At 64.8% G+C, this 17,387-nt stretch carries 20 protein-coding genes; 9 read left to right on the plus strand and 11 right to left on the minus strand.

The features are described 5' to 3' along the window. Positions 1–116: 116 nt before the first annotated feature. Positions 117–932, minus strand: a complete 816-nt coding sequence (locus tag M1E07_RS04005; protein ID WP_461188999.1) for an ABC transporter ATP-binding protein — start codon at positions 930–932, stop codon at positions 117–119. A gap of 318 nt (positions 933–1,250) precedes the next feature. Between M1E07_RS04005 and M1E07_RS04010 the strand changes: the two genes are divergently transcribed. Next, positions 1,251–1,676 (plus strand): CoA-binding protein, encoded by a 426-nt coding sequence (locus M1E07_RS04010; protein WP_461189000.1) that lies wholly within the window; start codon positions 1,251–1,253, stop codon positions 1,674–1,676. Positions 1,677–1,689: 13 nt separating this feature from the next. Here M1E07_RS04010 and M1E07_RS04015 read toward each other — a convergent pair whose 3' ends face one another. Next, on the minus strand, positions 1,690–2,715 hold the full coding sequence (locus M1E07_RS04015; protein WP_461189001.1) for an isopenicillin N synthase family dioxygenase: 1,026 nt from the start codon (positions 2,713–2,715) through the stop codon (positions 1,690–1,692). Positions 2,716–2,760: 45 nt separating this feature from the next. On the opposite strand from M1E07_RS04015, the gene M1E07_RS04020 reads away from it, so the two are divergent. The 4 genes from M1E07_RS04020 to M1E07_RS04035 are packed head-to-tail and all read left to right on the plus strand — an operon-like array spanning position 2,761 to position 4,385. Next, the gene (locus M1E07_RS04020; RefSeq protein WP_461189002.1) at positions 2,761–3,177 is read left to right on the plus strand and encodes an MmcQ/YjbR family DNA-binding protein; all 417 of its coding nucleotides are present in this window, start codon (positions 2,761–2,763) and stop codon (positions 3,175–3,177) included. Continuing rightward, on the plus strand, positions 3,174–3,746 hold the full coding sequence (locus M1E07_RS04025; RefSeq protein WP_461189003.1) for a DUF1990 family protein: 573 nt from the start codon (positions 3,174–3,176) through the stop codon (positions 3,744–3,746). Before M1E07_RS04020 ends, M1E07_RS04025 begins: the two co-directional genes overlap by 4 nt. After that, positions 3,743–4,060, plus strand: coding sequence for a putative quinol monooxygenase (locus tag M1E07_RS04030; protein ID WP_461189004.1), 318 nt, complete (start codon positions 3,743–3,745; stop codon positions 4,058–4,060). The genes M1E07_RS04025 and M1E07_RS04030 overlap by 4 nt, the downstream gene beginning before the upstream one ends. 31 nt (positions 4,061–4,091) lie before the next feature. After that, positions 4,092–4,385, plus strand: coding sequence for a DUF503 domain-containing protein (locus M1E07_RS04035; RefSeq protein WP_461189005.1), 294 nt, complete (start codon positions 4,092–4,094; stop codon positions 4,383–4,385). On the opposite strand, the gene M1E07_RS04040 is transcribed toward M1E07_RS04035, so the two are convergent. The 4 genes from M1E07_RS04040 to purS all read right to left on the minus strand — a co-directional run bounded on the left by M1E07_RS04040 (position 4,386) and on the right by purS (position 8,737). Continuing rightward, on the minus strand, positions 4,386–5,210 hold the full coding sequence (locus M1E07_RS04040) for an SGNH/GDSL hydrolase family protein (RefSeq protein ID WP_461189006.1): 825 nt from the start codon (positions 5,208–5,210) through the stop codon (positions 4,386–4,388). A 110-nt stretch (positions 5,211–5,320) separates the two neighbouring features. Continuing rightward, positions 5,321–7,708, minus strand: coding sequence for a phosphoribosylformylglycinamidine synthase subunit PurL (purL, locus tag M1E07_RS04045; protein ID WP_461189007.1), 2,388 nt, complete (start codon positions 7,706–7,708; stop codon positions 5,321–5,323). Next, positions 7,708–8,484, minus strand: a complete 777-nt coding sequence (gene purQ / locus M1E07_RS04050; RefSeq protein WP_461189008.1) for a phosphoribosylformylglycinamidine synthase subunit PurQ — start codon at positions 8,482–8,484, stop codon at positions 7,708–7,710. Before purQ ends, purL begins: the two co-directional genes overlap by 1 nt. A gap of 1 nt (position 8,485) precedes the next feature. Beyond that, complete coding sequence (purS, locus tag M1E07_RS04055) at positions 8,486–8,737, minus strand: phosphoribosylformylglycinamidine synthase subunit PurS (protein WP_003798434.1); 252 nt, start codon at positions 8,735–8,737, stop codon at positions 8,486–8,488. Between the two features lie 269 nt (positions 8,738–9,006). Between purS and M1E07_RS04060 the strand changes: the two genes are divergently transcribed. Both M1E07_RS04060 and M1E07_RS04065 read left to right on the plus strand, forming a co-directional pair. Continuing rightward, positions 9,007–9,189 (plus strand): hypothetical protein, encoded by a 183-nt coding sequence (locus M1E07_RS04060; protein WP_461189009.1) that lies wholly within the window; start codon positions 9,007–9,009, stop codon positions 9,187–9,189. A 281-nt stretch (positions 9,190–9,470) separates the two neighbouring features. After that, on the plus strand, positions 9,471–12,575 hold the full coding sequence (locus M1E07_RS04065; protein ID WP_461190320.1) for a S8 family serine peptidase: 3,105 nt from the start codon (positions 9,471–9,473) through the stop codon (positions 12,573–12,575). A 95-nt stretch (positions 12,576–12,670) separates the two neighbouring features. Here the strand turns inward: M1E07_RS04065 and M1E07_RS04070 are convergent, their stop codons facing one another. The 4 genes from M1E07_RS04070 to M1E07_RS04085 are packed head-to-tail and all read right to left on the minus strand — an operon-like array spanning position 12,671 to position 15,158. Beyond that, complete coding sequence (locus M1E07_RS04070) at positions 12,671–13,018, minus strand: serine protease inhibitor (RefSeq protein ID WP_461189010.1); 348 nt, start codon at positions 13,016–13,018, stop codon at positions 12,671–12,673. Then, positions 13,015–13,968 (minus strand): 3-methyladenine DNA glycosylase, encoded by a 954-nt coding sequence (locus M1E07_RS04075; RefSeq protein WP_461189011.1) that lies wholly within the window; start codon positions 13,966–13,968, stop codon positions 13,015–13,017. The genes M1E07_RS04070 and M1E07_RS04075 overlap by 4 nt, the downstream gene beginning before the upstream one ends. After that, positions 13,925–14,620 (minus strand): SSI family serine proteinase inhibitor, encoded by a 696-nt coding sequence (locus M1E07_RS04080; RefSeq protein ID WP_461189012.1) that lies wholly within the window; start codon positions 14,618–14,620, stop codon positions 13,925–13,927. The genes M1E07_RS04075 and M1E07_RS04080 overlap by 44 nt, the downstream gene beginning before the upstream one ends. 34 nt (positions 14,621–14,654) lie before the next feature. Further along, positions 14,655–15,158 (minus strand): MarR family winged helix-turn-helix transcriptional regulator, encoded by a 504-nt coding sequence (locus M1E07_RS04085; protein WP_461189013.1) that lies wholly within the window; start codon positions 15,156–15,158, stop codon positions 14,655–14,657. A gap of 80 nt (positions 15,159–15,238) precedes the next feature. Here M1E07_RS04085 and M1E07_RS04090 point away from each other — a divergent pair, with 80 nt between their 5' ends. Both M1E07_RS04090 and M1E07_RS04095 read left to right on the plus strand, forming a co-directional pair. Next, positions 15,239–15,481, plus strand: coding sequence for a hypothetical protein (locus tag M1E07_RS04090; protein WP_461189014.1), 243 nt, complete (start codon positions 15,239–15,241; stop codon positions 15,479–15,481). Positions 15,482–15,606: 125 nt separating this feature from the next. Continuing rightward, entirely contained in the window at positions 15,607–15,822 is a 216-nt protein-coding gene (locus M1E07_RS04095) for a hypothetical protein (RefSeq protein WP_461189015.1), read from the plus strand. A gap of 118 nt (positions 15,823–15,940) precedes the next feature. Here the strand turns inward: M1E07_RS04095 and M1E07_RS04100 are convergent, their stop codons facing one another. Next, the gene (locus M1E07_RS04100) at positions 15,941–17,299 is read right to left on the minus strand and encodes an aspartate kinase (RefSeq protein WP_461189016.1); all 1,359 of its coding nucleotides are present in this window, start codon (positions 17,297–17,299) and stop codon (positions 15,941–15,943) included. Positions 17,300–17,387 lie beyond the last annotated feature (88 nt).

Genomic DNA, 17,387 nt, shown 5'->3' on the forward strand with positions numbered 1-17,387 from the left:
GGACTGTAAGGCACTGCGCCCCGGCTGCGGGGTTGCTCTGTTTGCTTACAGCCAGGCCGTGAAACCGGAGGCTGACTGGTTCAGGGGAGGTGTTGGGGTGCGGGGAAGGCGGACGGTCAGTGCCCGTCCACGCCCAAGGTCTTCAACAGCGAACCGCGCAGCTGTGCGAGTTCGGCGGACGCGCGGTCCCGGGGCCTGCTGCCGGGCACCTCGACCGTACGGACGATGGTTGCGCCCGGGCCGGCGCCGTCGGTACCCAGGACGATGATCCGGTCCGCGAGCTGGAGGGCTTCGTCGACGTCGTGGGTTACCAGCAGGACAGTGGTGGGCTCCACCCGGTGGATGTCCAGGAGCAGGTCCTGCATCCTGATGCGGGTGAGTGCATCCAGGGCGCCGAACGGCTCATCGAGGAGCAGGACGCCGGGGTTGCGTGCCAGGGCCCGCGCCAGCGACGCACGCTGTGCCATGCCGCCGGACACCTCACGGGGACGGTGCTTGGCGAAGGCCTCCAGTCCTACAAGTTCCAGCAGGCGGGCGACCTTGGCCTTGCCTTCCCTGGCGCTGCTTCCAGTGGGGAGGCCGATGGCCACGTTGGCCTGAAGGGTGTGCCACGGCAGCAGCCGCGGCTCCTGGAAGGCGAAGGCACACCGGGGATCGATGCCCTGCACGGGAGCCTCTTCGATTACCACCGAGCCGGCGCTCGGAGCGTCCAGGCCGGCTGCAGCGCGCAGCAGCGTGGACTTGCCGCAGCCGGACGGGCCCAGGATGGCCAGTACTTCCCCGGCGGCAACGTCGAAGGTGACGTCGCGCAGCACGGTGTGTGCCGCGGCGCCGGCTCCGAAGGTGCGGCGCAGGCCGCGAAAAGCCAGCGGCAGGGCTGGCGTGGGGCTTGATTCAGTCGCGGCTGGCCGCGACGAGAGGATTGCAGTCATAGGATCACTCCATCGGTCCTGGCAGTAGCACCCTACGGAGCAGCCGTCGCCGGAGTGGTCAGTTCCGGGTACCCATGGCTGGGTCCTTGCTGTCACCGGGGCCGTGGGAGTCCGCCGGCGACCAGGGTTGCTGCGGCTTCATCGATCCAGGTCTCTAGGCCGCTCGGGATGGTCACCTACCACTAGACCCGATGCGAATCCTTTGCTCCAAACCGAGGTACTCCGCGCGTAATGTTCGTTCATGCCGGTTAGGGCGCACGCTCATCAGTCTTTTCTTCGGCTCTCAGGTATCGAGGCGAGCGGCGTAAGCTAAGACCCATGGGCCACACGAACGATCCTGCAGTCATCGAGCGCCTCATGCGAACCAAGGGGCGGTGGGCGATCGTGGGGCTGACCACCAATGAGTGGCGTGCAGCGTACGATACGTCATTGTTTATCCGGGACCGGCTGGGAATGGAGATCATCCCGGTCAACCTGCCCGGCGATCCTGTGCACGGGGAAACGGGCTATCGAAGCCTCGGTGACATTCGCGCTGACAAGCAGCCCATCGACGTCGTGGACTGCTTTGTGAACTCACAAAAGGTGGGGGACGTGGTGGACCAGGCGATTGCCGTGGGAGCGAAGGCCGTGTGGCTTCAACTGGGCGTCGTCGACGAGGCCGCGGCCGAACGGGCCAAGGCCGCAGGCCTGGACGTCGTGATGAACGTATGCCCGGCCCAGCAGGCCTGGAAATACAACCTCTGACGGGCTCGGCGCTTCAGCGCTGCAGAAGTGCCGGATAATGCCGCTCCGTGACGTCGGGGTGGGCGCGCATCCTGCCCTTGAGCATATTCATCCCGAACGAGGCCAGGAGCGGGTTGGCGGGGTCGTCGGAAATTCCCCTTGCTTCGGCCTTCAGTTCGGGCGGCAGGGGGACGGGATCGATCACGGCATCAAGCCGCGGAGACCAGAAAAACGGGACAGAGTACCTGTCAACACCAGGGGGCGGCGCCTGTACCCGGTGGATGGTGGCCACCAGATAGCCTTCGGTGGCTACCTCCAGCATCTCGCCGAGGTTCACCACCAAGGCGCCCGGGATAGGCTCCACAGGCAGCCACTCCGTGACGCCGGGAGGCTGGACCTCCAGCCCGCCTACCTCGTCCTGCAGGAGGAGCGTAACGAATCCGTAGTCCGCATGGGAGCCGACTCCCTGGTCGCCGGCGGCCTCGACCACGCCACCGACGTAGTGCACCAGTTTGCCCATCCAGGCAGGTGAATCGCGGAAGGGGTCATCGAAGTAGTCCTCGGGCAGTTCCAGGGAAACCGCGATGGCACGAAGGAGCTCCATTCCAACCGTGGACATCAGCTCGGCCCACTCCATCGCCGCAGGCTTGAGCTCGGGGAAGGACTCGTCCGGCCACAGGTTCGGACCCTGGAGCAGCCAGTACGGCTGGTCCGCCGGATAGTCCGTGACGGGCTCACGCTCGGGAGAGTAGTCAATTTGTTCGCGCGCGTCCGCCCTGCCCTGGGTCACCTCGGTGCCCATCCGGGTGTATCCCCGGAAGTGGGGCGACAGGCGGTTGTCCAGCTTCATCCGTTCCTCCAGTGGCAGGCTGAAAAAGCGCCGGATGACGTCCAGCAGCTGCTCGGCCTGTCCCGGGGCGGCACCATAGCCGGTGATTTGGAAGAAGCCCACATTGTGGGTGGCGTACCGAAGCTGTTCAATGAATTCCGGACTGAAAGACCCGTAGGGCTGCCGCGCGGTGCTCAGGTCCAGAACAGGTATCCCCTGATCGTGTGACATCCTCGCAGACTAGCACCGGAGGAGACTGCTTTATAGGCTGACTTTATGGACCCCGACGCGCTGAGGAAGATCTGCCTTTCATTCCCGGGCGCCTTCGAGGATTACCCGTTCGGGCCCGAAACTGCCGTATTCAAAGTCCGCGCAAGCGTTGCCGGCGGGGCCCGGCACGAGGCCAAGCTGTTTGCCTTGTCCTCGATGGACGCCAGCGACTTCTACGTAAACCTCAAGTGTGAGCCCACGCTGGCCGTTCAATTCCGCGCTGCGCATCCTGAGATCAGCGGGGCTTGGCACATGAACAAAACGCACTGGAACGGCGTCCGCCTGGATGGAAGGTTGCCGGACAGCATGGTCCGGGACATGGTGGAGGACTCCTACGACCTGGTGGTGGCAGGCCTGAGCAGGAAGCAGCAGGAGCAGCTCGGGTGGGCCCGCCTGGCAGGGACCAGGGGCGAGAGCCTTTGAAGGCCAAGCGCAAGGCAGGCGGCGATGTGAACTCCCTCGGCGGATTGAGCTACCCCTGCATCGGGGGCACGGAGCACGGTTCGGCGCCGGCGGGCTACGCGACCGTGCTGGAGGAAGTCCATGTGGGCAGCGGCCTAAGTGTCTACCAGCGGGTGGCCGGCGGCATCCTGTCGTGGGAGTTGCAGCGGCGTGCGGGCCTCCGCGTCCGCACTGATTCGCCACGGGTGGTGCCGGGAGCGCGGGTGGCGAGCGGCTTCGGCGTCGGGCCCTTTCGGCTGAATGCGCCCTGCGAGGTGGTGTGGGTCCGTGAGCCGCTGCCGGCCGGCATGCCCCAGTCAGCAGGATTCGGGTACGGAGCACTGCCCGGGCATCCGGCGCGGGGAGAAGAATCCTTTGAGGTGGAGATCAACGGAAACGGCGAGGTTCTGCTTCGAATCCGGGCGTTCAGCAAACCGGGCAACTGGTTCTACGCGGCCGGCGGACTGGTAACGCGCGCGGCGCAGCGCCACGTTACTTCCCGGTACATTGAAGGGGCACGCCAACTCGCCGCGGAAGGACAATCCACGTGATTTTTATCGTCGTCAAATTCAAGGTCAAGCCTGAATGGTCGGAGCGCTGGCCCGATCTCGTGGCCGGCTTTACCCAGGCAACCAGGCAGGAGCCGGGCAACCTCTGGTTCGACTGGTCCCGCAGCCTGGAGGACCCGAACGAATACGTCCTGGTTGAAGCGTTCAAGGATGACGGTGCAGGAGAGCATGTCAACAGTGCACATTTCAAGCAGGCCATGGCTGATATGCCCCAGGCCCTCGCCGAAACACCCCGCATCATCAGCCGCCAGCTCGACGGCGAAGGCTGGGACCGGATGGGCGAACTCACCATCTAGCCCTGCAGCAGGGGGTCGGTAGGCTGAAGCCATGTGGATCGGCTGGATTGAATTCGACATCCTCCTGGGCGACGTTCAAAGCCTGAAGGAGAAGCGCTCCGTCATCAGGCCCTTGCTGGCAGAGATCAAGCGCCGCTACGACGTCTCTGTCGCCGAGGTGGGTGACCACGACCAGTACCGGCGCTCCCAAGTGGGCGCCGGACTGGTGGCAGCGGACCGGGCACACGTCGTGGAGGTGCTGGCCGCCGTCGAGCGCCTTGTAGCGGGACGTCCCGAAATGGAACTGCTCAGCGCAAGGCAGCGGGAGCTGCACAGCGAAGATTGATTACCGGTCCTCCCGGGCGGTCTGCCACGTGATGTCTGCCAGCGTGGCCTGACCTTTGACGCTCGGGTGGAAGTAGTCGAGCCCACTCACGTCGCTTGGGCTGACGGCGTGAGCATAGATCGCCCCACCATCAGTACGGCAGCTCTGGTAGCGGGCACAGGCTTCTGCGAGGATCGCGTTGAAGGCGAGCCCGCGCTGAACCACCTGCTGACGCATCTCCTCAGTGTTGGAAGCAGCCAGCATGGATTGGCAGATCCGGCCTGCGGACCAGGTGTTCTGGGCAGCCGCGTCGCCTTGGAGCACGCTCCAGAGCTGGTACATATCAGGGATGCTGCCGACAAAAACCTGGGGCCGTGGCTGCATACTGTCCAAAGTACCCAGTGCCAGGGTCACGGAGTCCCGGAAGTCCTCGACCGGCGTCATGGTTTCCAGCGACGGTGCGCAAAGATCGTTCGCGCCCACCAGCACAGTGACATACTCAGCCCGTTGTCCGGCAGCTGCACCTGCCTGGCGCGGCAGGTCGGACACCTTTGCCCCGCTTACGGCATTGTTGAAGTTGTTTCCCCTGATGCCGGGCGTCAGCTGGAGCAGCCGTTCGTAGTGACTGGCCACGCCGTCGCTCGCACCGTTACCGGTGGACCAGGACTGTGCAGGATAGTCGCCAGCCAGACAGCATGCATTGTAGGCCTGTGTGATGGAGTCCCCAAGGGCAGCCATGCTTTGGGGGTAGGCAGCTTCCGGCGCTGATTGTGGCGTTGGTGCCGCAGAAATCAGGATCAGGAACAGCAGCAGCGGGACGCTGAGGAGTCTCGCCATCTTGCCCATAGCACGATTAAAGCGGAATTGCGGCGGTTCCGGACATCCACGCCCCTCATTAGAGGAGCGCGGATGTCCGGAACCGCCGCGGCCTTGCGAGCCGGGGGTGGCGGCGGGGACTAGCCGAAGTACTTCGGCAGCGTAGCCTCATGGGCTTCGCGGAGGGCGTCCAGGGACAGGCCGGCCACACCGTTGATCTCCAGGGTGCCGCTGGCTGCGTCCACCACGCCGATGCGGGTGTGGGCGAAGCCGCGGGCGGTGCACATATCCGTGAAGCGGACTTCCTCCGAGCGGGGGACGCCCACAACGGCACGGCCCTGGGACTCAGAGAAGAGCGCCGTGAACAGGTCCACGCCGTCCCGGTCCAGAACGTCCTGCAGGGCGATCCGGGCACCTACGCCATAGCGCAGCGAGGACTCCACCAACGCTGCCGCGAGGCCGCCCTCGGAGAGGTCGTGGGCGGAGTCGATCATGCCGTCGCGGGAGGCATTGATCAGGATCTCACCCAGCGCGCGCTCTGCGTCGAGGTCAACCTTGGGCGGCTGGCCGCCCAGGTGTCCACGCATGTTCGCCCATTCGGAGCCATCCAGCTCGGCAGCGGTGGTGCCTAGCAGGTAAATTGCCTGCCCGTCCTCGCGCCAGCCGGACGGCGTGCGGCGGGCGACGTCGTCGAGCTTGCCCAGCACTGCCACCACGGGGGAGGGGTGGATCGGCGTGGTGCCGGTCTGGTTGTAGAGGGAGACGTTGCCGCCGGTGACCGGGATGCCGAGCACCATGCAGGCATCGGACAGGCCGCGGATGGCTTCGGCGAGCTGCCACATAACGTCCGGGTCCTCGGGCGAGCCAAAGTTCAGGCAGTCGCTGACGGCCATCGGGACGGCGCCGGAGGTGGCAACGTTCCGGTAGGCCTCGGCCAGCGCCAGCTGCGCACCGTGGTACGGATCGAGGTAGGTGTAGCGGCCGTTTGCGTCGGTGGCCAGGGCCACGCCCAGGCCGGATTCCTCGTCCACGCGGACTACGCCGGCGTCATCGGGGAACGCCATGGAGGTGTTGCCGCCCACGTAGCGGTCGTACTGGTTGGTGATCCAGGACTTGGAACACATGTTCGGCGATGCCACCAGCTCAGTGACGGCCTTGGCCAATTCGGCCGGGGCGGAGGGACGGCCGGCGTCCTGCACGGAACCCGTGAAGCTGTCAGCCTGCACGCCGTCCTGCCACTCGGGACGGGCGAACGGGCGGTCATAGACCGGTCCGTCGTGTGCCACGGTGCGGGGATCGACGTCAACAATCACCTCGCCTTCCCAGGTGATGATGAGGCGGCCGCTGTCGGTCACCTCGCCGAGCCAGGCGTACTCAACAGCCCACTTGTCCATGACCGCTTCGAACGCTTCCACGTTCTCCGGGGTGACCACGGCCATCATGCGTTCCTGCGACTCGGACATCAGGATTTCTCCCGGAGTCAGCGTGGGGTCGCGGAGCAGTACGGAGGTCAGCTCGACGGCCATGCCGCCGTCACCGTTGGAGGCCAGTTCAGAGGTAGCGCAGGAGATGCCCGCGGCGCCCAGGTCCTGGATGCCTTCCACCAGGGAGCCCTTGAAGAGTTCCAGGCAGCACTCGATCAGGACCTTCTCAGCGAAGGGGTCACCCACCTGCACGGCCGGACGCTTGGAAGGCTTGGTGTCGTCGAAGGACTCGGAGGCCAGAACGGAAGCGCCGCCGATGCCGTCACCGCCGGTGCGGGCACCGAACAGGACCACTTTGTTGCCCTTGCCGGAGGCGTTGGCCAGCCGGATGTCCTCGTGACGCATGACGCCAACTGCGAGGGCATTTACCAGCGGGTTGCCCTGGTAGACGGAGTCGAACACCATTTCGCCGCCGATGTTCGGCAGGCCCAGGGAGTTGCCGTAGCCACCGATGCCGGCAACGGCACCATGCATGACGCGTGCGGTGTCCGGATGGTCGATGGCACCGAAGCGCAGCGGATCCATGACGGCCACCGGGCGCGCGCCCATGGAGATGATGTCGCGGACGATGCCGCCGATGCCGGTCGCGGCGCCCTGGTAAGGCTCAACAAACGACGGCGAATTGTGCGACTCGATCTTGAAGGTCACGGCCCAGCCGTCCCCAAGGTTGGTCACGCCGGCGTTTTCGCCGATGCCCACCAGCATGTCCTTCTTCATCTCCGGCGTCACCTTCTCGCCGAACTGGCGCAGGTGGTTCTTGGAGGACTTGTAGGAGCAGTGCTCGCTCCACATTACGGAGTACATGGCGAGCTCGGCGCCGGTGGGACGGCGGCCCAGCACCTTGACGATCTCGTCGAACTCGTTCTGCTTGAGGCCCAGTTCGGCCCACGGCAGTTCCGTGTCCGGAGTCTTCTCCGCATGCTCAACGGTGTCGATGTTGAACTTCTTTACCTGGGTGATGGCACCCGGGGCAGCGGTGGGCGAGGCGGCAGCGGTAGCCGTGCCTCCGCCGTCGGTGATCGAGCCTGTCGAGATCCCGGTCATTACTTGCCTCCCACAATCTTGGTCAAAACGGAGGTGAAAAAGCCGAGTCCATCGGTGTCGGACCCGCCGACTCCGTCCAGTGACTCGGGGCCGAAGCCGGCCTCCACAGCGTGCTCGGGGTGCGGCATGAGGCCCACCACATTGCCGGCGGCGTTGGAGATACCGGCGATGTCGCGGCGCGAGCCGTTCGGGTTGAAGCCCACGTAGCGGAACACCACGCGGCCCTCGGCCTCGAGCGCGTCCAGGGTCTTGTCATCCGCGAGGTACTGGCCGTCCTGGTTCTTCAGCGGCACAGTGATTTCCTGGCCCGCTTCGTAGTCCAGCGTCCACGCAGTGCTGCTGTTCTCAACCCGCAAAACCTGGTCACGGCACATGAACTTCAGGTGGTCGTTTTTGATCATGGAGCCAGGCAGCAGGTGCGACTCGGTGAGGATCTGGAAGCCGTTGCAGATGCCGAGCACGGGAAGCCTGGCGTCGCTGTTGGCGGCGTCGATGATCCTGGACATCAGGGGTGCGAAGCGGGCGATGGCGCCGGCGCGCAGGTAGTCGCCGTAGGAGAAGCCACCGGGAATCACGACGGCGTCCACGTCACCGAGCTCTTTGTCGGCATGCCAAAGCTCGACGGCGGTGCCGCCGGCCAGCCGGACGGCGCGGGCGGCGTCGCGGTCATCGAGGGTCCCGGGGAAGGTGACGACGCCGATCCGGGCACCGGCGAGCCGGCGGGCACCAGAAGCGTCGGCGGCGATGGCTTCGCCGATCAGGGGAAGTTCAGTCATGTCAGGCCTCGACGACCTCGACGTTGACGACGTCCTCAATGACAGGGTTGGACAGCAGGGTCTCTGCGGCATCGCGCGCCTGGGCCAGGATGTCCTCGGTCACCTCGCCGTCGACGGTCAGTTCGAAACGCTTGCCCTGGCGGACAGAGCTGAAGCTGGTGAAGCCCAGCCGGGGGAGAGCGCCGACGATAGCCTTCCCCTGCGGGTCCAGAATCTCGGGCTTGGGCATGACGTCAACAACGATCCGGGGCATCCGGTAACTCCTGTGCGTGAGCTTGGGTAAGGGCGCAGCGGAGTGGTGCCGTCTCACGCCGTACCGAGGTGTTGGGGACACACTTGCTTAACCTTGTGGACGGGCGCTCCGCGAGCTTGCTAGTCCATTCTACCGGCCGGAGCGCCTCACCCTGTATTCGGCGGATTCGGCCGGCTCCGCCGGCTCGGAGCTCTGGGCTTCAGGGGTGGCCGCCGGCGGTTTGAGCCCGGGTTCTGGAGTTGAGCCAACACTGTCACTAGGATTGCTGGATGGCTGAGAAACCGAAATCCGTGCTGTTGCCCCTGGTTGCTGCCGCAGTATTCGCCGGGCTGGGGCGCATGGTGCTCCAGAAGATCAAAGCCGACCGGTTTGCCCGGGAAAACCGGGTAGCGGGACCCGTGGATGAAAAGACCAGGCAGTGGATCAGCGACGTGGTCCGCACACCCCGGTAGCAGCGCAGCAGCGCACTCAGTTTGAGCGTGCCCGGGCGCCCTGCGGGGTGCCCTTTTTCATGCCATCCCACCTTCACGACGGAGCCGTGTGACTGGCAAAAAATTAGCGATTGTGTTCTATGTCATATTCAGCTATCAGTCTGTACTCTATGAATCGGCTGGCCAAAGGAATGACAAAATCTGTAATTTCGCCTGCCATGCCAATAGTTTCTGGCCCCCCCATCCGGCCGGGCCGGTACATCGTGAAAGGGTTGCGCGTGAAATCAACTGGAAAGAGCCCCATGCGGGCCGGGGGATTCCGGAAGGCCGCGGCGCTGGCCGTTGGTTTACCTCTTCTCCTCGCCTCGGTGGCCATAAGCCCCGCTGCCGCGGCGCCGGCCGGACAGGACCTGGCAATAGGTGCTAAAAAGACCGCGCCCGCTGAGTTCGAAGACGGCCGTTACATCGTCGTCCTTGCAGGTGCGGCGGCTGCGGGTTACGAAGGTGAAACCCCGGGACTTCGCGCCACCAAACCGCAGAACGGCAGGAAGCTGGATGCCGGAAGCCCCACCTACAAGGCCTACGACGCGCATCTCCGCAAGCAGCAACGGGAGGTCGCTGCCAGCCGGGGCGTCACCCCCGGGAAGCAGTTCACCGCTGCCCTCAACGGCTTCAGCGCCGAACTGACAGCAGCGCAGGCCATGGAGCTGTCCAGGGACAACCGTGTCCTGGCGGTTGCGCCGGACACGGAGAACGCCCCGGACTACACCACTGCCGACTTCCTCAAGCTGACCGGCCCCGACGGAGTCTGGGCCAAGCAATTCGGCGGGGAAGCCAACGCCGGCAAAGGCGTCGTTGTAGGGGTCATCGACTCCGGCTACGCCCCGGACAACCCGTTCCTGCAGGGCGGGCCCGTCCAGCCGCTGAATGGTCCCGCGCAGGTTGGCGAGCCGTACCGCACCGCCGAAGGCCGGATCGCCATGCTTAAGTCCGACGGCACCACCTTCGAAGGCGAGTGCCAAAAAGGGCAGGGGACGGGCGCATCATTCGACGGCTCCCTGTGCAACTCAAAGGTCATCGGCGCCAGGTACTTTGCCGATTCCTTCCTGCAGTCCGTAGCGCCCGGAAACCGGGCGCCCCAAGAGCTCATCTCGCCGGTCGACGTCGGAAGCCATGGCACGCACACGGCCACCACCGCTGCGGGCAACGCGAATGTTGAACAGGTGATCGACGGCGCCGGATTTGGCAAGGGCTCCGGCGTTGCTCCTGCCGCGAAGGTTTCCGTCTACAAGGTCTGCTGGGAGGACACCAACCCTGATACCGGAGGTTGCTACTCCTCCGCTTCGGTGGAGGCAGTGGAAGCCGCCATCAAGGATGGCGTCGATGTCCTGAACTACTCGATCTCAGGCAACAACAACAGCACCACCGATCCCGTGGCGCTGGCCTTCCTCAATGCTGCCGCGGCTGGTGTTTTTGTTTCCGTTTCCGCCGGCAACTCCGGCCCTGCGGTCTCCACCGTCAACCACGCCTCGCCGTGGCTGACCACCGTTGCCGCCTCCACCTTCCCGAGTAACCTGCTCGGCACCGTGAAGGTCTCCGATGGTTCGCTGTACCGGGGAGCATCCATCATGAAGTCTGAAGTGACGGATAAGCCCGTTGTCGTCGCCTCCGCTGCGGCAGCAGCAGGTGCTGCCAATCCGAACCTCTGCGGTCCCGGTTCCCTCGACGCTGCAAAGGTGACCGGCAAGGTTGTGGTCTGCGACCGCGGAGTTGTGGACAGAACGGCCAAGAGCAAGGAAGTACAGGACAAGGGCGGCGTGGGGATGATCCTGGTGAACCTCACCAGCAGCTCCGAAGACGCGGACAACCATGTGCTCCCCACGGTCCACGTCAACGCCCCCAAGAGCCTGGAACTGAAGTCCAAGCTGGAAGCCAATTCCGCTTTGACCGTCAGCCTGGTCAAGGGGGACCTCACGGGTGAGCCCCCTGCCCCGGCGCCGCAGATTGCTGGTTTTTCCTCCCGCGGGCCAAGCCTTGCTTCCGGCGGCGACCTGCTGAAACCCGACATTGCCGCACCGGGCGTGAACGTCCTCGCCGGTGTTTCGACCATCGGCAACAAAGGGGAACAGTTCGGTTTCATGTCCGGAACGTCTATGGCCGCGCCGCACATCGCCGGTTTCGGTGCCCTGGTGCTCAGCAAGCAGCCCAAGTGGACGCCTGCCATGGTCAAGTCGGCCATGATGACCACCGCCTACCCACTGGTGAACGCTGACGGTTCAGCGAACACCGATCCCTTCCAGGGCGGCGCCGGCCACATCGATTCAACCCGGGTCCTGGATCCAGGCCTGGTCTACAATTCAGGCATCAAGGACTGGCTGGGCTTCCTCAATGGCCAGGGCGTCGACACCGGAGCTCCGCAGGCCGGCACCATTGCCGCCCGCGACCTGAACCTGCCGTCCATCGCACTCGGCAGCCTGGTAGGCGAAGTCAAGGTCAAGCGCCAGCTCACTGCTTTGGTGCCCGGTGTGTACCGTCCGGAAGTCACCATGCCCGGCATCAACGTCGAGGTGGAGCCGCAGGTGCTGAACTTCGCCAAGGCAGGCCAGACCCGCGAGGTTACCTTGACCATCAGGAACGTGAGCGCTCCGGTGGGCAGGTTCAGCACCGGCACCCTGAACTGGGAGGGCCCGCGCACGGTGAGCTCTCCCATCGCTATTCGGCCTGTTGATGCGCAGATCGCCCCGTCGTTCTCCTTCAGTTCCGCCACGGGCAGCGGCAGCGGCATCATGGAACTGGTGTCCGGTTCGGATAGCCCCATCCAGGTAGGGGTGGAAGGCCTGGCGCCCCTGAGCCAGACAGCCATCACCAAAACTCCCGGTGCGTATGCGCCGGTAAACGATGCGCACAACGCCCTGCTCCAGGTGGCGGTGCCCGCCGGCGCGACATTTGCCCGGCTGGGTGTCCAGGCGCAATCGAATGACGTCGACTGGGACATGGTGGTTTACGCACCGAATGCTTCAGGCGGCCTGACGGCAACGCAGGTGGCAACGGCTTCCGCCAGCGAGTTCCTGGATCTGGAGTCGCCGCGCGCGGGCACATATTACATCGTGGCCAACCTCTACTCCACTCCCGGCAATGTGGCGGCCAGCGCATCCGTGCAGGCAGCCACGTTTGCAGGGGACGCAGGCAACCTAAAGGTGGAACCGAACCCGATCGTGGCTCCGAACGGTACTGCCACCTCGGCCACGCTGGCCTGGACCGGCTTGGCAGAGGGCGCTTACGTTTCGCGCCTCACCCTGGGCGGGAACGGCATCAGGACCTGGGTCAATGTCCAGGTGGGTGGCGCCTCCGCTGCGCCTTCCGGGGCCCCGCGGGTAGCTCTTGCGGAGGCAGTTCCTGCGGCCTAGCAAACCTGACATGCAGGCAACAGGATCCCCGGACGGCTGAACCGTCCGGGGATCCTGTTTTGTGCCGCCGTGTCCGCCTGGCAGGGGACGTTGCGCTACGTAGCGCCGGAAGCTCCGGCTGTGTTGCCCAGTAGAGGTGCCATCGTTTTCCAGCGTGAGATTTCGCAGCCGTCTGTCCTGGTGAAGACTGCCTCAACTGCCCGCCCGTGGAACATTCCTGTCACCACGGCAACCTGGGGTCCGCCGTACTGCTGTGTACACAGCTTTGGGGGCCCGGGCTTTGGGAAGAAGATGTCCTCGCCGTAGCGTTCCACCGCGGCCAGTGCAGCTGCAGGGTCCGGCAGCGTGCTGTCAGCCGAAAGGTGCCCGGCGTCGGCCACCAGGCGGAATTCGTTCTCGCCGGCGTCCGGGCTCTCCCGCACCCTGATGGTCAGGTCGATCATGCCGGTCCGGTGCCGGACAAGGCGGCGAGTTCCTGGGCCAGCTTTCCACGAAGCCCGGCTGCCTCGGCTGCGAAGGACCGCTGGTGTTCGACGTAGGCGGCCTTGCCCTGCGGGGTTTCGATCGGAATGGCGGGGTAGCCCCACTGGGTGAGGTCATAGGGCGAGGCCTGCATGTCCATGGCCCGGATCCGCCAGGACAGTTCAAAGCAGTCCATGACGAGTTCGCTGGGCAGGGCGGGCAGGAGCTTGTAGGCCCATTTGTACAGGTCCATGTTGGCATGGAGGCAGCCCGGCTGTTCAAGGTGCCGCTGGGTTTCCCGGCTCGGCGCCAGCTCGTTAAGGGGGACGGCATCTGGCGTATAGAAACGGAAGGCGTCGAAGTGGCTGCAGCGGATGCGGTTGTCCTCCACCACCTTGTCCGTGCCTGCCGAACCGAGGCGCAGCTGCAGGTACTCGTGGCGCAGGTCGAACCGGTCCTGGCGGTAGACCATGGCCCATTCGTGGAGTCCGAAGCAGCCAAACTGCGCAGGGCGGGCAGCAGTTCCGCGCAGGATGATCCCGGCGAAGGCGACGGCGTCGCTGCGGTCAGTGACAAAGGCGTCCCGGTCCATGGTCACCGCGGCGGTACCCGGTGGCAGCCCAAGATGCGTAAGTTCACTGTCGTCGAGCATTCGGTAGTGCTTCCACCCGCGGCGGGCGGCTGCTTCCCGGCCAACCAGAACGCCGCCGGCACCGGGGTGCCAGCGGCGGAGCTGGCCGGGTTTTTGGGTGTAGTAGGTGAAGAGGAAATCCTCCACGGGATGCTTCTGCCCTGCAGAACGGCGGGCAAGGTAGGGGTCCGCGTAGCGGCTGACGCGCTGCTGGTGGGCTTCCTCACGGGCCCGCCACTCGTCCGCCGCCAGGACCCTAAGCTGCTCCACCGGCTGCACCAAGGACGTCCTTCGTGGCATCCCAGGTGCTGATTTCGCAACCGTTGGTGCGGGCAAAGGCGGCATCAACAGGAACTCCATCCACCACGCCGGTGACGGCGGCTTCCTGGGGCCCGCCGTACTGCTCGGTGCAGACCTGGTCAGCCCGTTGCGGCGTGGGATTCAGCAGCGCCGCGTTCGCCTTCAGGGCAGAGCAGGCAGCATCCGGGGAGGGGTGCTTGCTTTCGGCATCATCGGGCGCCCCGTTGAGGCAAACGAGGGTGTAATGGACCTCCGGCTCGCCGGCCGAGGGCTTGAGGGTGATGGCCAGTTCGGCGTTGCCCTTTCCCGGGCCGGATGACGGCGCGGCAGGCTCGGGCGCCGGCGCCGGCACCGAAGACTCGGCATCGGGGTCGGGGCTTTCCGAGGGGGCCGGCGTGGCCGGCGGTGCAGGGGAGGAAGCGCCGGCCGTTGGCGATGTGGAAGCATCGCCGGTAGGAGTTCCTCCGCCCTCGTTCGGCGTGCAGGCGGGCAACAGTAAAGCCGCGAACAACAACGCGGCGATACGCAGGTATGGTTTGCTCCTGGACTGCATCGGCCTGGACTGCTTTGGGCGCGGCAGGCCCATCAAGTGCATCAACTGCACTGGGACCTCGGAATGCACACTGGGTCCGCCCCGCGGCCTGTCCGTCATGATGCCATTCTACTGCCGCAGCCCTGCTGGCAGGCTAGGCCTGCTGGGCCCGGGAAGTGGCTGCGATGAGTCCCGTCATGGCCGCGTGCAGGTCGCTGACCTGGTCTCGGGTCAGACCGAGGCGTTCCATCATGGTGCCTGGAACCTTGAGCGCCTCCTGCCGAAGGGCCGCGCCTGCAGGAGTGAGGCCGACGGCGAGGGCACGCTCGTTGCCGTCCACCCGCCGTCGTGAAATCAGGCCGGACACCTCAAGCCGCCGCAGCAGGGGCGAGATGGTGGCCGGCTCCTGCGCCAGGGCATCGCTGATGTTCCGTACGGTGCGCGGGCTTGACTCCCAGAGACACAGCATGACCAGGTACTGCGGGTGGGTGAGGTTCAACTTCTCGAGCACGGGCTTGTACGCTCCCACCACGCTGCGCGAGGCGACAGTCAGGGCAAAGCACAGCTGGTGCTCGAGCAGCAGGTCATTGACCTCCGGGCTGTCCCCGCCAGCGGGTTTGGAGCCGGCTGCGGCGGAAGTGCTGGATGCAGTGGTCATCAGGGCCTCCAATTGTTAGTACGCTAATTATTAGCGTACACTGTTACCAGGAAATGCGGTTCTTTGGAAGGAGCCAGTTCATGGGTAAGGCCAGTCCAGAAGGCAAGGAAAACGCTTCGCAGCGGTTCATGCGTGCCACCGGAAAGCTGCGTGCCATCTTTGGCCCTGCGAACCGTTCCTCCCTTATTCACGACATGACAGAGGAAAACCGCCGGCTCCTGGCCCAGCGCGAAGCTGAAACCCGGCAATGGGAAACCGTCACGCGGCCCGACGGCAGCACCTATGTGGTGCCAAGGAACCCGGACGACAAGTCTCTCCGCTGACGCCTGAGGCGCGGAGCCTTTTCGGGCGCCCGGGCGTAAAATAAGGGCACTGGCTCCGCCAGGAGCAGTGGCCTTATGTGAAATGGCTCTTCTTTCCCCTGAACGCGGGAAGGGGGTGGAAAACAGTGGCACATGTACTCAGCGGGTTTATGAACGCGACCGACAGGCTTCGCTTCTTCTTTGGACCGGCCACCCGCCTGGACTCCAGCTTGCCCGTGGTGCACAAGCATGACGAGTTTGAGCAGGCCTCGGAGGAGGAACTTACTCATTTTGTAGTGGAAACCGATACGGCGGGCCACCACTACGCCGTACGCAGCGACGACCTCGAAAAGGAGACCTGACTTCGGCCAGGCCCGTACGGCATTTCCGAGGCTACACCGGGAAAACACTTAAAAAAATGCACTGGCCAGGAAGTAATTATCCTGCCAGTGCATTCTTTTTGTTCTTGTGCGGCGCCCCTTAGCGGCCGGTGCCGCCGTAGACCGTGGCTTCGTTCTCGCTGTCCAGTTCGAAGGCCCGGTGGATGACCCGGACGGCCTCGTCCAGCAGATCCGCATGGGTAACAACCGAGATGCGGATTTCTGACGTGGAGATCATGTTGATGTTGATCCCGGCGCCCGAGAGTGCTTTGAAGAACGTTGCAGAGACGCCCGGATGGGAACGCATGCCGGCGCCGATCAGGGAGAGCTTGCCGATTTGCTCGTTGTACTCAATGGTCTCGAAGCCGATCTGGTCCTGCGCTGCATGCAGGGCCGCCAGGGCGTCTGCGCCTTCCACAATGGGCAGCGTGAAGGAGATATCAGTCCGGCCGGTGCCGTGCGTGGAAACGTTCTGCACGATCATGTCGATGTTCGAGTGGGCATCGGCGATGACCTGGAAGATCGCGGCCGCCTTGCCGGGGATGTCCGGAACGCCAACAACGGTGACCTTGGCTTCGGAACGGTCGTGTGCGACGCCGGAGATGATTGGCTGCTCCAAGGCAACTCCCTCTTGTGTGGTGATCTTGTCTTCGGCACTGGGGATGACCCAGGTGCCTTCGTGCTGGCTGAAGGACGAACGGACGTGCAGCGGAACACCGAACCTGCGCGCGTACTCGACGCAGCGAAGGTGCAGGATCTTGGCTCCCGAGGCTGCGAGTTCAAGCATTTCCTCGCTGGAGATCGTGTCGATCTTCTGGGCCGAGGCGACAACGCGTGGATCAGCCGTGTAGATGCCGTCGACGTCCGTGTAGATCTCGCAGACGTCGGCTTCGAGCGCTGCTGCCAGCGCTACGGCCGTGGTGTCGGACCCGCCGCGGCCGAGAGTAGTGATCTCGTTGGTGGCCCGGCTCATGCCCTGGAAGCCCGCCACGATGGCGATGTTGCCCTTATCCAGGGCGGTGCGGATGCGGTGCGGATCGACGTCGATGATCCTGGCCTTGCCGTGGATGCCGTCGGTGATCATGCCGGCCTGGGAACCGGTGAAGGACTGGGCGGAGGCGCCCAGTTTGTTGATGGCCATGGCCAGGAGCGCCATCGAGATGCGCTCACCGGCGGACAGCAGCATGTCCATTTCGCGGGCGGGGGCCGAGTCAGTTACCTGGCCTGCGAGGTCCAGGAGTTCATCGGTGGTGTCACCCATGGCCGAGACCACAACAACCACTTCGTTGCCCGCCACCTGGGCGTCCACGACGCGCTTGGCGACCCGCTTGATGCCGTCTGCGTCAGAAACAGAGGAGCCGCCGAACTTCTGCACGATGAGCTGTTTGGTTACGGCACCGCCGGCGGGCAGCTCCTGCGGCTGCGTTGCGTTGTGCACTTCGGTAGTGGGCGTACTCATGCGCGTACCTTCACTGGATCAATTGGAGTCCGGCAAGACAGCCTTGGCGCTGTCTTGGCCCTGACGCTGGGAACTTACGCCGCTGTTG

The sequence above is a fragment of the Arthrobacter sp. Z4-13 genome, assembly GCF_054792705.1.

What these genes read in the sequence shown, in the direction of transcription:
- M1E07_RS04065 (WP_461190320.1), top strand. Translation starts at nt 9,471, where the DNA reads ATGCGGGCCGGGGGATTCCGGAAGGCCGCGGCGCTGGCCGTTGGTTTA.
- M1E07_RS04040 (WP_461189006.1), bottom strand. Translation starts at nt 5,210, where the DNA reads ATGGGCAAGATGGCGAGACTCCTCAGCGTCCCGCTGCTGCTGTTCCTG.
- M1E07_RS04005 (WP_461188999.1), bottom strand. Translation starts at nt 932, where the DNA reads ATGACTGCAATCCTCTCGTCGCGGCCAGCCGCGACTGAATCAAGCCCC.
- purL (WP_461189007.1), bottom strand. Translation starts at nt 7,708, where the DNA reads ATGACCGGGATCTCGACAGGCTCGATCACCGACGGCGGAGGCACGGCT.
- M1E07_RS04070 (WP_461189010.1), bottom strand. Translation starts at nt 13,018, where the DNA reads ATGATCGACCTGACCATCAGGGTGCGGGAGAGCCCGGACGCCGGCGAG.
- M1E07_RS04060 (WP_461189009.1), top strand. Translation starts at nt 9,007, where the DNA reads ATGGCTGAGAAACCGAAATCCGTGCTGTTGCCCCTGGTTGCTGCCGCA.
- M1E07_RS04080 (WP_461189012.1), bottom strand. Translation starts at nt 14,620, where the DNA reads ATGACGGACAGGCCGCGGGGCGGACCCAGTGTGCATTCCGAGGTCCCA.
- M1E07_RS04010 (WP_461189000.1), top strand. Translation starts at nt 1,251, where the DNA reads ATGGGCCACACGAACGATCCTGCAGTCATCGAGCGCCTCATGCGAACC.
- M1E07_RS04085 (WP_461189013.1), bottom strand. Translation starts at nt 15,158, where the DNA reads ATGACCACTGCATCCAGCACTTCCGCCGCAGCCGGCTCCAAACCCGCT.
- M1E07_RS04015 (WP_461189001.1), bottom strand. Translation starts at nt 2,715, where the DNA reads ATGTCACACGATCAGGGGATACCTGTTCTGGACCTGAGCACCGCGCGG.
- M1E07_RS04075 (WP_461189011.1), bottom strand. Translation starts at nt 13,968, where the DNA reads ATGCCACGAAGGACGTCCTTGGTGCAGCCGGTGGAGCAGCTTAGGGTC.
- purS (WP_003798434.1), bottom strand. Translation starts at nt 8,737, where the DNA reads ATGCCCCGGATCGTTGTTGACGTCATGCCCAAGCCCGAGATTCTGGAC.
- M1E07_RS04035 (WP_461189005.1), top strand. Translation starts at nt 4,092, where the DNA reads ATGTGGATCGGCTGGATTGAATTCGACATCCTCCTGGGCGACGTTCAA.
- purQ (WP_461189008.1), bottom strand. Translation starts at nt 8,484, where the DNA reads ATGACTGAACTTCCCCTGATCGGCGAAGCCATCGCCGCCGACGCTTCT.
- M1E07_RS04100 (WP_461189016.1), bottom strand. Translation starts at nt 17,299, where the DNA reads ATGAGTACGCCCACTACCGAAGTGCACAACGCAACGCAGCCGCAGGAG.
- M1E07_RS04020 (WP_461189002.1), top strand. Translation starts at nt 2,761, where the DNA reads ATGGACCCCGACGCGCTGAGGAAGATCTGCCTTTCATTCCCGGGCGCC.
- M1E07_RS04090 (WP_461189014.1), top strand. Translation starts at nt 15,239, where the DNA reads ATGGGTAAGGCCAGTCCAGAAGGCAAGGAAAACGCTTCGCAGCGGTTC.